Origin of the sequence: Kaistella yonginensis (genome assembly GCF_030409525.1) — a bacterium.
GTDB classification, from domain to species: domain Bacteria; phylum Bacteroidota; class Bacteroidia; order Flavobacteriales; family Weeksellaceae; genus Kaistella; species Kaistella yonginensis.
This window is the reverse complement of the sequence record NZ_JAUFQB010000011.1, coordinates 79,817-93,367: the sequence shown is the minus strand read 5'-3', so window position 1 is coordinate 93,367 and position 13,551 is coordinate 79,817. Positions and strand designations below refer to the sequence as shown.

At 37.5% G+C, this 13,551-nt stretch carries 9 protein-coding genes; 6 read left to right on the top strand and 3 right to left on the bottom strand.

What is annotated here, in order from left to right; genetic code table 11:
* Positions 1-27: 27 nt before the first annotated feature.
* Positions 28-1,434, bottom strand: coding sequence for a glycogen synthase (locus QWY78_RS04830; protein ID WP_290217146.1), 1,407 nt, complete (start codon positions 1,432-1,434; stop codon positions 28-30).
* A 25-nt stretch (positions 1,435-1,459) separates the two neighbouring features.
* A complete protein-coding gene (glgB, locus tag QWY78_RS04825; RefSeq protein WP_290217338.1) occupies positions 1,460-3,490 on the bottom strand; it encodes a 1,4-alpha-glucan branching protein GlgB in 2,031 nt (676 codons plus the stop codon).
* Positions 3,491-3,737: 247 nt separating this feature from the next.
* Here glgB and QWY78_RS04820 point away from each other — a divergent pair, with 247 nt between their 5' ends.
* From QWY78_RS04820 to QWY78_RS04800, 5 genes are all read left to right on the top strand, one after another.
* Positions 3,738-4,874: an alpha/beta hydrolase-fold protein gene (locus tag QWY78_RS04820; RefSeq protein ID WP_290217144.1), complete on the top strand. Its 1,137-nt coding sequence runs from the start codon at positions 3,738-3,740 to the stop codon at positions 4,872-4,874.
* 76 nt (positions 4,875-4,950) lie between these two features.
* On the top strand, positions 4,951-7,092 hold the full coding sequence (locus QWY78_RS04815; RefSeq protein WP_290217142.1) for a S46 family peptidase: 2,142 nt from the start codon (positions 4,951-4,953) through the stop codon (positions 7,090-7,092).
* A gap of 245 nt (positions 7,093-7,337) precedes the next feature.
* Positions 7,338-8,309, top strand: coding sequence for a phosphatidylserine decarboxylase (locus QWY78_RS04810; RefSeq protein ID WP_290217140.1), 972 nt, complete (start codon positions 7,338-7,340; stop codon positions 8,307-8,309).
* A gap of 338 nt (positions 8,310-8,647) precedes the next feature.
* Positions 8,648-10,558: a fumarate reductase/succinate dehydrogenase flavoprotein subunit gene (locus tag QWY78_RS04805; RefSeq protein ID WP_290217138.1), complete on the top strand. Its 1,911-nt coding sequence runs from the start codon at positions 8,648-8,650 to the stop codon at positions 10,556-10,558.
* 76 nt (positions 10,559-10,634) lie between these two features.
* Complete coding sequence (locus QWY78_RS04800) at positions 10,635-11,378, top strand: succinate dehydrogenase/fumarate reductase iron-sulfur subunit (RefSeq protein WP_290217137.1); 744 nt, start codon at positions 10,635-10,637, stop codon at positions 11,376-11,378.
* A 12-nt stretch (positions 11,379-11,390) separates the two neighbouring features.
* Here the strand turns inward: QWY78_RS04800 and QWY78_RS04795 are convergent, their stop codons facing one another.
* Positions 11,391-12,743, bottom strand: a complete 1,353-nt coding sequence (locus QWY78_RS04795; RefSeq protein ID WP_290217135.1) for a DEAD/DEAH box helicase — start codon at positions 12,741-12,743, stop codon at positions 11,391-11,393.
* A 130-nt stretch (positions 12,744-12,873) separates the two neighbouring features.
* On the opposite strand from QWY78_RS04795, the gene QWY78_RS04790 reads away from it, so the two are divergent.
* Complete coding sequence (locus tag QWY78_RS04790) at positions 12,874-13,437, top strand: hypothetical protein (protein WP_290217133.1); 564 nt, start codon at positions 12,874-12,876, stop codon at positions 13,435-13,437.
* The last annotated feature ends 114 nt before the right edge of the window (positions 13,438-13,551 follow it).

Sequence of the window (13,551 nt, the reverse complement as noted above, 5' to 3'; positions counted from 1 at the left end):
AAGGAGTTTATAAAAAGTTTTATCGTATTATTTTTTATATAAATCCCAATATTTCTGTGCAGATTTCTCCCATGAAAAATCATAATTCATATTCGACTGAACCAATTGATCCATTAAACCCTCTTCATGATAGATCGATAAAGCACGGTGAACGGCATGAACGGCTCCATTGGCACTGGCTTCCCCAAAGTTAAGGCCACTTCCACCGGTGGAAATATCTTCTACCGTATCGCGCAAACCACCCGTATAACGCACGATGGGAATCGTACCATAACGCATGGCGTACATTTGATTTAATCCGCAAGGTTCAACTCTTGACGGCATTAACAAAAAATCAGACGATGCATAGATTTGATGAGATAAATATTCTTTATATCCCAAATCAACTGCAAAGTTGGAGTACTTGGAAGAAAGCGTACTTAACTGATTTTCAATATTTTTATCTCCTGAGCCAAGAATAATAATATTCAACGAGCCACGGGTTTCTTGTATGCTTTTTTCAACGATCTCCGGTAAGAAATCAGCTCCTTTTTCACCAGCAAACCTACCGATAAAACTAAAAAGTGGCAAGTCGGGATTTAGACCATATGTACTACACAATTCTTTTTTATTGTTCCATTTTCCAATGCCAGCATCTTCTTTTCCGTAATTAAAGTCGAGAAAAGGATCAATTTTTGGATCCCAGATTTCGGTATCAATTCCATTAATAATACCATTTGCTTTGGCATGTTCTTGTCGGACTAATATTTCTAAGCCCCTGAAATTTTCAAAAAGCTCATCCATATAACCCCCAGAAACAGCGTTGAATGCATGGCAGCATTTAATCATGGTGGCTAAGGGATTGATGTAACCGTTCCAATCGAGTAAGCCCCAATTTTCGCCATAAAACCAAGGGAAATACTTGGCCATTTCCCATCTCATCTGTCCTTGATATTCTCCATTATGAATAGTTCCAATCGTTTTTACGCCTTTTAAAAAATTAAACTCCGGACAATTTTCGATCATAAAAGGAACTAAACCGGTGTGGTAATCATGGCAGTGTAAAATATCCGGGCGAATCTTCATGGCGGTCAACCAATGTAAAACTCCATGTTGAAAAGCTAAGAACTGTTGACTTTCATCCCAATAACCATAAGGATTTTCGCGATCTAGCAGTCCGGGAATTTTTACCAAATACAAATCGAATCCCAAAATTTTCGATCTTTCTTTCATAACCATCACCTGAAATGTTTGATCATGCTGATGAATCCACCCATCAAAAACCAATTCGAAGCTGTGATCGTGCACAAATGGTTTATTGTACCAAGGCATAATTACACTGGCTTCAACGCCTTCAATTTTGTTCAGATATTTGGGCAATGCTCCTACCACATCGGCAAGTCCGCCCACTTTAGCGACAGGATAACATTCGATCGAAAGGTTGAAAATTTTCATGGTAAAATTCTGATTTTATGGGATATTACTTTTTCGTACTTTTTTTGACTGCTGAACTTTTTTTGGCGGTTTTCGGCTTTCTTACAATTGTTTTTCCAGCATTTGATTTCTCTGTAACAGTTGTTTTTTTAATGACAGTTGTTTTCTTTATCTTTTTTTTCTGCCTTAAAATCACTCCAGCAAGTGGGGGTAATTTCAGAATAATTGCGTTGGGTTTGTACATCCATTCATCGTCTTCTTCATCAATAATCTCTGCCTGAACGCCACTCCCAGCAAATTCATGATTGTCTGAGTTCAGAATTACTTCCCAATTTGTTCCTTCGTCAACACCAATTTTATAATCAAAAACATTGGGTGTTAAATTTAAAACAACCATTAACACCTCCTTTTCACTTTTTCCTTTTCTGAGATAAATATAGATGGAATTTTTAATATCATTAGCTTCTACCCATTCCATTCCGTCGGGAGAAAAATTGTTTTCAAAAAGGGCTGTTTCGGTTCGATATAAATGATTTAATTTTTTTACGAATTCCTGCATTCCTTTATGAACAGGATATTCGAGCAAATGCCAATCTAGACTTTGGGTAAAATCCCACTCGTGTGTTTGTGCAAATTCATTGCCCATAAATAATAATTTTGCACCTGGGTGGGTAAACATGTACAAATACAGCGCTCGAAGATTTGCAAACTTCTGCCATTCGTCACCCGGCATTTTGTAAATCATACTGGCTTTTCCATGCACGACTTCGTCATGGGAAAGGGGCATCATATAGTTTTCATTAAACACGTACATCGACCCGAAAGTTAATTTGTTATGATGGTATTTTCGATGAATTGGATCTTCTTTAAAATATTTCAACGTATCGTGCATCCAACCCATCATCCATTTCATGCCGAAACCGATTCCGCCGTCGTAAACGGGTTTGGTAATCATCGGAAAGTCTGAACTTTCTTCAGCAATGGTCATGGTATCTGGAAAATTTTTATAAACGGCCTTATTAAAATCCTGCAAAAATTTCTTGGCTTCTAAATTTACATTTCCACCCTCAACATTGGACTCCCATTCGCCTTCATTTCTGGCATAATCCAAATGTAGCATTGAGGTTACGGCATCTACGCGAAGTCCATCGGCATGGTATCGATCGAGCCAAAACAGGGCATTACTAATCAAAAATGATTTCACTTCCGGTCTGCCATAATTGAAAATATGGGATTTCCATTCTGGGTGAAAACCTTTTCGAGGATCTTCATGTTCGTACAAATAGGTTCCATCAAAAAAATGCAAACCATTAGCATCGCCGGGAAAATGAGACGGCACCCAATCTAAAATAACGCCGATTTCATTGGTGTGCAATTCATTAATTAAAAACATTAAATCCTGGGGTGACCCAAAACGAGAGGTTGCTGCAAAAAAGCCAGTTACCTGGTATCCCCAACTTGGATCATACGGATACTCCATCACCGGCATAAATTCCACATGGGTAAAACCCATTTCTTTTATATAGGGCACCAGTCGTTCTGCTATTTCTCTATAATTAAAGAATCGTTCGGGATCATCAAGGCCGCGCATCCACGAGCCTAAATGCATTTCGTAGACAGAAATGGGAGCTTTGATGGTGTTTTTATGGATTCTTTGAGACATCCATTCTTTGTCATTCCACTCAAACCAAGTGGTAGAAACCAATGAGCCAGCTTGCAGACTTTGTTCCCAGCTCAACGCAAAGGGATCTCCTTTTTCGAGTAAAATTCCTGCATTGGTTCGGATTCCGTATTTGTACACATCACCCCATTTCATTCCAGCGATAAATCCTTCCCAAATTCCAGACTCATCCCATCTTGGTAAGAGTTTGTGGGTTTCAGAATGCCATTGATTGAAATTCCCAATAACAGAGACTTCTTTGGCAAAAGGTGCCCAAACGGCAAAATACACGCCTTCTACTCCATTGAGCACCATGGAATGAGCGCCGAACTTCTCATAGAGTTGATAATGATTTCCTTCCTTAAAAAGATAAATATCATGGTCGGTAAACAAAGAATGAGAAAGCACATTTGCCATGTCAATAGAATTTTCGAGTGAATAAATTGAACAAAAAATACGAAATCTACATTTTGTATTTCCTCCATCAAATATATTTAAAATAAAGGTAAAATGAGGAATATATCCTGTAAATGTTTGATTCATGGAGGAATGTTTGACGCTGATCAATATGAACTTACTACAAAAATTCTAGCTCGGAAAATTTAAGCTCAAACCATTTAAATAAATTTCCTACTTTTAGCTTTTTAAAAATAGAAACCGCTGCATGAAATTTACGTTAAAATCGAAGGAAAACGATGACAGGCCCGTTTATATCACAGGAAATTTCAACAAATGGAATCCAAGAGATTTAGCATTTGAATTGGTAAAGATTTCAGACAATAAATATTTCATTGACATTGCCGATGAAAAACTTTCGGATGCTATTGAATATAAATTTACAAGAGGTGGTTGGGGAAATGTTGAAATCGACCGATTTGGAAATATTACCCCGAATCGAAAAATTGATAAAGAGAAATTAGAAACTGCAGATGAAGTGGAACGTTGGCGAATTAATTGGGGTCCATTCAAGCAGGAATTCTTTCCCATTGTTGAAATTATTTCTGAAAAATTCTTCATCCCGCAACTCAACAAGACGCGTAAAATTTGGGCACTTTTGCCTTTCAATTATAACCAAACAAACAAAACATATCCTGTTCTTTATTTGCAGGATGCCCAAAATCTTTTTAATGAGGGTTCAACTTTCGGCAATTGGGAAATCGATAAAAAAATGTCGATTCTCGCAGAATATGGTCGCGGCGATGTAATCATCATCGCCATTGAAAACGGCAGTGAAGACCGAATTAAAGAATACGTTTTAGACTATAATTCGATCACTGAAAATGCAGAAGGGAAAAAATACGTTCGCTTTTTGGCAGACACGTTAAAGCCCTATGTTGACTCTGTTTACCGTACAAAACCCGAACGGGAATTCACTGGAATTGGCGGGAGCTCATTGGGTGGATTAATCAGTATTTACAGTGGTTTTCTTTATCCAGAAGTGTATTCTAAATTATTGATTTTCTCGCCCTCATTGTGGCTCAATCCGGAGAATAATTTTCCTCAGATGAATTTTAAAAACCCGTACGACATCAAAGTGTATCTCTACGGTGGCGAACAAGAAGGTTCGGAAATGACGGAAAGAATTCAGCTATTTGAGAAAACCATGGAAGGTTGGGAAGATGCTACCTCGATGCAATTTGAATTCAAAACCAGCATTAATCACGAAGGAAAGCATCAGGAATTTTATTGGTCGCAAGAATTCCCCCGCGCAATTGAATGGCTGTATTATGACACACAAGAAGATCCGAAAGAATTGGCCAAAAAAGCAGCTTTGGTTAAAAACGAAATCACTGAAATTTAAGGCTGCCATCACTTTAATTAAAACAACACGGCTTCATCAATTAAAATTTTCTTATTTTTAAGGCAAATTTTTAAAAATGACAAGAAAAAATATATTGCTGTCTGCAATACTTTTTCCAGCGGTGATGGCATTTGCTCAACAATACGGTGGAATGTGGATTCCCACAGAACTCAATGAAAAGGAAATGAAAGATTTGGGAATGAAAATTTCTGCAAAACAGATTTTCGATCCTTCAAAACCGAGTATAAAAGACGCGGTGGTTCAATTCAACGGTGGTTGTACGGCAGAAATCATTTCGCCACAAGGTTTACTATTAACCAATCATCACTGTGGTTACGGTCAGATTCAGAAACATTCTTCTGTTCAAAACGATTATTTAACGGATGGTTTTTGGGCTAAAGACCTGAATGGTGAATTACCTAATCCTGGCGTAACGGTAGATTTCATCGCAGATATTAAAGAAGTTACCGGCCCAATCTTGGCGGGAACGCAAAGCTTAGATACAAAAGCATCAGAAGCACTTATCGCAAAAAATATGGAAACGGTAAAGGCTGGTTTTAAGCTGGAGCCATGGCAAAAAGTAGTGATTAAACCGGTGTATTACGGCAACAAATATTACGCCTACATCATCGAAACCTACAAAGATATTCGGTTGGTCGGCGCACCACCAAGTTCCATCGGCAAATTCGGATCTGATACTGATAACTGGGTTTGGCCGAGACATACGGGAGATTTTTCGATGTTCCGTATTTATGCGGATAAAAACAATAAACCTGCAGAATATTCAAAAGACAATATTCCTTACACCCCGAAATATTTCTTGCCAGTTTCCATTAAAGATAAAAAAGAAAATGATTTCACGTTCGTCTTTGGCTTCCCTGGAAGAACGACCGAATATTTACCTGCTATTGCTGTTGAAAAAGTAATGACAGAAATTGATCCTGCAATGATTAGCGTGCGAGAGGTTGCATTGAAAACATTAAATGAAAAAATGCGTACTGATGCTGAAACCAGAATCAAATATGCTTCTAAATATGCATCGGTAGCCAATTACTGGAAAAAGTGGATTGGTGAAGTTGAAGGTTTAAAAAAATCTGATGCCGTTGGTAAAAAGAAAAAATATGAGCAAACTTTAATTGCAAAAAATCCGCAGATCAAACCAACAATTGATCAATTGAATAATCTGTATAATGAGCAATCTCCGTACTCTTTAAACCGTTCTTATTATTCAGAAGTAGTGAGAAATGCAGAAACTTTGTCATTGGCAAATCAGTATTTGAATTTTATGCAAAGTTATGAAGCGGGGAAAATTAATGATCAAACATTAACTGCTTTTAAAAACAGATTAGCTGGAATTTACCAAAATTACAACGGTGAATTGGATGCAAAAGTAACCGCACAATTGCTAGCACTTTATGCAGAAAAAACGCCGGCGCAATTTCTTCCTGCAAATTTCGATCAACTGAAAGAGGTGAATAGAAACATCGACCTGGTAGAAGGTTGGTCTAAAGCTTCAGTCATTACGGGGAGAGGAATGTATAATGGGGCAACTGTTCTCACTGATATAGATAAAGTATTTGAAAATCCAGCTGAGTTAATAAAAACACTAAAAAGCGATCCTATCATGCAATGGGCTTCTGCGATGAAAAATTCGTATATGACGACTACAGAAGGAAAATATACAGAACTTCAAAACCAAATTGATGTGCTTCAAAAGAAATTTATGGCGCAACAAATGGAAACAGATAAAGACCGTAAATTTTTCCCAGATGCCAATTCGACGCTTCGTGTAACATATGGCCAGGTTAAAGGTTCAAACCCAAGAGATGCTGTTTCGTACGGCTATCAAACACACCTGGAAGGCGTGATGGAAAAATACGTGCCTGGTGATTATGAATTTGATGTGCCTGCAAAACTTGTCAACCTATACAACACCAAAGATTACGGAATTTACAAAGATAAAACCGGTGATGTCCCTGTAAACTTTACGGCAACCAACCACACAACAGGTGGCAATTCTGGAAGCCCAGCTCTGGATGCGTATGGGAATTTAATCGGTCTGAATTTCGATAGACAATGGGAAGGAACGATGAGCGATATTAATTTCGATCCACGTTTTAGTAGAAATATCATGGTAGACACCAAATATATTCTTTTCATTGTTGATAAATATGCCGATGCAAAATGGTTATTGAACGAAATGAAAATCGTGAAGTAAATATTTTATAAAATATTATAATTTAAAAACGCACCCACTGAGGTGCGTTTCTGCTGATCATGAGTTGATCAAGAAAAAAATAAGCGGTTTTTTTTAAAAAAATGTAAATTTTGAGTATGTAATTTTTATTTTCAATTAAAGAATTAGATGGTGACAAACCAGAACTTTTATGATTTATTTACAAGTCATCATTCGTAAAAATATGAGAACTTAAGCTATATTTGCTTTTCAATGAAAAAGAAGTAATGAATATAAAAAAATCACGCAAAAGATGGCGTATAACCGTATTACTGGTCGCTATGTTAATTGCTCTAATCTTTTATCCGCTACCCTCTCAAAAGCCTATTCAATTTTACGATCGAGACAATGGGCAACTAAAAACGGAAAAGGTCGCTGGGGAGCAATGGTTAGTTTGGCTTTACAACAATCCTGTGGGTGAAGCTACTTTATGGGCGTTAGCAAAAAGAAAAATCGTTTCTTCCATCTATGGTAATGCGATGGACAACGCTTCATCAGCAGAAAAAATAGAACCTTTTATTCAAGACTTTAATATCGACATGAGTATTGCGCAAGAGCATACATTCAACAACTTCAATGATTTTTTCACCCGCAAATTAAAAAAAGGCGTACGACCAATTGATCCGGATTCTACCGTTGCAGTTTCACCCGCCGATGGTAAAATTTTAGCTTACGCGAATATTTCTAATTCCGATTTTTTCATAAAAGGATACCGCTTTGATGTTACCTCATTTTTGGATCAACCAGAGCTTGCAAAAAAGTATCAGAATGGGTCACTGCTCATTATTCGACTCGCACCACCCGATTATCATCGGTATCATTTTCCAGTAAGCGGGAATACCTCTCCAAATAAAAAAATTGAAGGTGATTATTACTCGGTTAATCCTTTGGCATTGCGCAAAAAAGCGGAAATATTCTGGCTCAATAAGCGTGAGTACGCCCTCATTTCAAATCCAATTTTTGGTGAGGTAACAATGGCAGAAGTGGGAGCAACAATGGTTGGAAGTATGATCCAAACTTTCAAAGGAAATTCAGCCATCAAAGGTGAAGAGAAGGGCTACTTTAAATTCGGAGGCTCCACAGTGGTTTTATTATTTGAAAAAGGTAAAATTGAAATTGATAAAGATCTACTTTTGAATACTTCCAAAGGTTTTGAAACGACGGTGAAAATGGGAGAAAAAATTGGCTCCCAACCATAGAAATATCAATTTTTGATAAACTAATAAAAGGTGGGAATATTTGCCCACCTTTTTCATATCTTCAAATGTAATTACTAGCTGATAAACTTAGAAGACACTGGTCGTATCTCAATAAAAAAATACCTACTATTTTTCAGCACCTTCCAACTTTTTTATAAGTAAAGAATAAAACATCTTCCAAAGAAAATAAGAATCATTCATGCTACTTATCATTAGCTTTTGAAAGAGCTTATCGAAAATTGTTTCCTATCTTTAAGATTAATAATACGTGAACGGTTAAATCTCGGCTTGGGGTGAGATGATGCGTATTATTTCGACCTAATTTATGATATAAAGCTATGAAATTACATTCAAAAGTTCCGGAAGGGAAGTTAGAAGATAAATGGAAAAATTATCAGGCGAAAGTTCAGTTAATCAATCCAGCAAATCGAAAAAAATTAAATATAATCGTCGTAGGATCAGGATTAGCTGGCGCTGGTGCGGCTGCAACCTTAGCAGAACTTGGCTACGAGGTTCAATGTTTTTGCTATCAGGATTCTGCCAGGCGCGCCCATTCCGTTGCTGCACAAGGTGGAATTAACGCTGCAAAAAATTACCAACACGATGGCGACAGTGTTTATCGCATGTTTTATGACACGCTAAAAGGTGGAGATTTCAGATCTCGCGAAGCCAATACCTATCGTTTGGCTGAACTGTCGGCTCCATTAATCGATCATTTTGTTCAGCAAGGTGTTCCCTTTGCCAGAGAATATGGTGGCGTTTTGGTTAACCGAAGTTTTGGTGGCGTACAGGTCCAACGAACTTTCTACGCCAGAGGACAAACCGGCCAACAATTATTAATCGCGGCTTATGCGCAGTTATCCAAAATGATCAGGGCAAAAAAAGTTGAAATGCTACCTCATCATGAAATTCTAGATATTGTAGTAATAGAGGGTAAAGCAAAAGGTGTTGTGGTACGAGATTTACAAACTGGCGAAATTAGACGCTTCGCCGCTGATGCGGTTGTACTTGCAACTGGTGGATATTCGCGCGTCTTTAGATTATCAACACTTGCGATTGGTTGCAACGGAAGTGCCATCTGGAAAGCACATAAGCGTGGTGCTTATTTTGCAGCACCCAGTTTTACACAAATTCATCCCACTGCTCTGCCACAATCCAGCGAGGCACAATCGAAATTGACTTTAATGTCTGAGTCCTTACGCAATGATGGCCGAATTTGGGTGCCCAAGAAAAAAAATGATGACCGAAAACCCATAGCTATTCCTGAAGAAGAACGCGACTATTATTTGGAAAGACGGTATCCGAGTTTTGGAAACCTGGCACCAAGAGATATTTCCTCCCGTGCGGCCAAAGAAAGAATCGATGCAGGACATGGCGTTGGACCATTGAAAAATGCGGTGTATTTAGATTTTAAACATGCCATCAAAACGCTCGGAAAAGAGGTCATTGAAGACCGATACGGAAATCTATTTTCAATGTATAAAAAAATTACAGGTATCAATGCATACGATGAACCAATGAAAATCTCTCCCGCTGCACACTTTTCTATGGGTGGCCTATGGGTTGACTATGAATTAATGACCACGATCCCAGGTTTATATGCCATTGGCGAATGTAATTATTCTGATCATGGGGCGAATCGACTCGGGGCGAATTCATTACTGCAAGCCAGCATCGACGGATATTTTATCTTGCCTAATACCATTAATAATTATTTGGCTGGAGAACTAAAAAATAAACGTCCAGGGATTGATCATTCTGAATTTAAAATAATTGAAAATGAAGTTAAAGCACAAATCACAAAAATATTAAATATCAATGGAACCCGAACAGTCGATGATTTCCATCGTGAATTAGGAAAAGTAATGTGGCAAGAATGTGCCATGAGCCGAAATAGAAATGGCTTGGAAAAAGCCATTGTTGAAATCAAAACGATAAAAGAACAGTATTGGAGCGACGTAAAAGTTACCGGAAACCAAAATGAGCTGAACCCCGAACTGGAAAAAGCGTTGCGCTTGGCAGATTTTATAGAATTGGCAGAGTTGATGTGTGTGGATGCCTTACAACGCAATGAATCCTGCGGTGCTCATTTTCGGGAAGAATATCAAACGGAAGAGGGAGAAGCATTAAGAAATGATGAGGAGTTTGCCTACGTTTCAGCGTGGGAATATAAGGATGGCGACTTTTTCCTTCACAAAGAAAATTTGGTTTTTGAGTTTGAAAAACCAACTGTTAGAAATTATAAATAATTAGACTGCAAGGTTGAAAGTTTTAAAAAAAGATAAATCGTATCCTAAAACTTTCTCATCTAAAAATAAAATATCGATGAAAGTAACATTTAAAATTTGGAGACAAGAGAACCACGACTCAACAGGTGCGCTACGAACTTATGAGAGCGAAGGCCTAAGTGAAGAAATGTCTTTTTTAGAAGCTTTGGATCATTTAAACGAAACACTCGTTCTAAAAAATGAAAAAGTAATCGCCTTTGACCATGATTGTAGAGAAGGAATATGCGGTCAATGTGGAGTTTTTATTAATGGCAGGGCGCATGGGCCCCATGACAATACCACTACTTGCCAGCTTCACATGCGCAGTTTTAAAGAAGGTGATACTATTGTGGTAGAACCCTTTAGAGCAGGTGCTTTTCCGGTGGTGAAAGATTTGGTTGTTGACCGCTCTGCATTTGATCGGATCATCGAGCAAGGCGGTTATATCACTGCAAAAACTGGAACTGCCGCAGAGGCCAACGCTATACTAGTCCCAAAAGATATTTCCGACAGCGCCATGGATGCTGCTGCATGTATTGGATGTGGAGCTTGTGTGGCTACGTGTAAAAATGCTTCAGCTGCTTTGTTTACCTCAGCAAAAATTAATCACCTGAATAAATTGCCACAAGGCAAACCAGAAGAGCACCGGCGAACTTTAGATATGATCTTTCAAATGGATTTGGAGCAATTCGGGAGTTGTACTTTTACGGGAGCTTGTGAAGTAGAATGTCCCGCAGAAATCTCCATCAGTAATATTGCAGAAATGAATGCACGCTATTTTAAAGCCAAATTGCTGAGTTGAGAACCGAAAGAATTATTTTTTTCTTTTTGCTTTTGATTTTGCTTTTTCCTGCGCACGATTCGCGCCAATTTTTTTAGGAATTTTTCTCGCATGTGGACCGCCCCAGTTTTCTTTTTTATTTTTATCTTTCTTCTCATGAAACGCGCCACCGCCCTCTTCAAGTTTAACCGTGTGTGCATTTTTCATCACGACCTCGTCTTTTTCTGAGGCTATTTTTACGGGATTAATTTTAACTTCTGCTGGGAATTCTTTGATGATTACGGATTTGTCCATTAAAATTTCGATATCCAACAACTGGCTTTCTTCATTTTTAGATACAAAAGAAACGGCAATACCATTTTTATCAGCACGACCTGTTCTACCGATTCGGTGAATATACTGTTCTGGAACTTCTGGTATTTCAAAATTAATAACATGGGTAATATCTGAAATATCTAATCCACGCGCCATAATATCGGTGGTAATCAAACCGCGAACTTCCTTTTTTTCAAAACTTCGCATCGCATTCAAACGATAGTTCTGCGATTTATTGGAGTGAATAACATCAAACTGATCAGGGAAAAGTTCTTCAATTTTAGTATAAAGTAAATCTGCGTGTTTTTTATTATTACAGAAAATAAGAACTTTAGAAAAGTCTGCATCTGTTTTTAATAGGTTTTCAAGGAGGTTTATTTTCGTATTAAAGTTTTCTACCTTATAACCAATTTGTTCAATTTTTTCAAGAGGAGTTCCCGATTTTGCTAAGGAAATTTCCACTGGATTTGCAAAATACTCGAACAATAAGGCATCAACCGCTTCGGTCATGGTTGCAGAAAAAAGAATATTTTGTCTTTTCTCTTTCATCATTTGAAAAATATGTGTGAGCTGTGCTTTAAAACCCAAATTCAGCATTTCATCAAACTCATCGATGATTAATTTCTGAACTTCTTTTAATGAAATCGCGTTATCAATTGCCAAGTCCATTACTCTTCCCGGTGTTCCCACCAAGATATCGCAGCCGTTTGCAAATAATAATTTCTGGGTTTTTATATTTTTTCCACCATAAATACCGATCACTCTCGCGGTAATATTTTGTGTTAAATTCTCTACAATTCCTGCAACCTGTACCACCAATTCGCGGGTAGGAACAAGAATGAGCACGGTAGGGTTTCCACTTTTATTGTATTTCCATGTTTTAAGAACGGGCAGCAAGTAGGCCAATGTTTTTCCGGTTCCTGTTTGGGCTATTCCCATCACATCTCGTCCTGAAAGAATGGGACTGAGTGTTTTGTGTTGAATCGGTGTGGGTTCAAATAAATTAGAATCAGCAAGAACATCAAGAATTTTTTCTGGGAGATCGAAATCGGCAAAAGTCATTTTTTCCATTTTGCAAAGATAGTTTTTTTGACAGGATTAGAATATTTTGTATTTTGGAAGGATGAAATATTATTTTCTTCCCGTTATACTGTTCTTTTTCTCCTGTGAGCAAAAGACAAAAATAGTTTCAACGGCTGCCGTGGAAATAAAAAAAACGAATAATACTGCGGTTTCAGAACGTAAAGATCCTGTAGATTCCTATTCTTGGTTTCAATACTACCAAAAAGAAAACCCTAATTTTAAAAATAAGTCCTTTCGATTTACCGAATCAAATCGCATTAATTATCAGCAGACACCTGTTATTGTTCTTAATAAAAAAGGGTTCAATGAGATCTACAAACCTTTTCTCATTTTTAATGAAAGTAAGACGCAATACCTTGATTTCGACAGTTATCAATGGACTTTACTGCCCGATGGTAGTGCGGGTTTTGAGCCTGATCAGCAGGTCGTTTTAGTCGACTTAAAAAAGAAAGAAGCCCAACAAATTGCATTTTTTGGACCTTCATACTGGGTGGAAGAAGCCTATTGGAAGGGAGATTCTATCGCTGTTTTACTCGGCAATTCTTATGAAAAAATTCCTTTCAAAATGGAGTTTAACTTTAATAAAAACCAAGTTCAGCATTATCAATATCCAGATACTTTAAAAATAAAAACGCCTTATTCAAAATTCCGCTTAAGTAATAAGGGGATAAAAGTGGAGTAATTAAATAAATATACATTCTCATTTAAGTAACATTTAGATTTTTCCGCACACTAACTTATTAAATAAAATAAAAGCCGTGTAACAAAACTCTACTGCGGGTTGTCTATAAAAATA

What these genes read in the sequence shown, in the direction of transcription:
- glgB (WP_290217338.1), bottom strand. Translation starts at nt 3,490, where the DNA reads ATGGCAAATGTGCTTTCTCATTCTTTGTTTACCGACCATGATATTTAT.
- QWY78_RS04830 (WP_290217146.1), bottom strand. Translation starts at nt 1,434, where the DNA reads ATGAAAATTTTCAACCTTTCGATCGAATGTTATCCTGTCGCTAAAGTG.
- QWY78_RS04815 (WP_290217142.1), top strand. Translation starts at nt 4,951, where the DNA reads ATGACAAGAAAAAATATATTGCTGTCTGCAATACTTTTTCCAGCGGTG.
- QWY78_RS04795 (WP_290217135.1), bottom strand. Translation starts at nt 12,743, where the DNA reads ATGGAAAAAATGACTTTTGCCGATTTCGATCTCCCAGAAAAAATTCTT.
- QWY78_RS04810 (WP_290217140.1), top strand. Translation starts at nt 7,338, where the DNA reads ATGAATATAAAAAAATCACGCAAAAGATGGCGTATAACCGTATTACTG.
- QWY78_RS04805 (WP_290217138.1), top strand. Translation starts at nt 8,648, where the DNA reads ATGAAATTACATTCAAAAGTTCCGGAAGGGAAGTTAGAAGATAAATGG.
- QWY78_RS04800 (WP_290217137.1), top strand. Translation starts at nt 10,635, where the DNA reads ATGAAAGTAACATTTAAAATTTGGAGACAAGAGAACCACGACTCAACA.
- QWY78_RS04820 (WP_290217144.1), top strand. Translation starts at nt 3,738, where the DNA reads ATGAAATTTACGTTAAAATCGAAGGAAAACGATGACAGGCCCGTTTAT.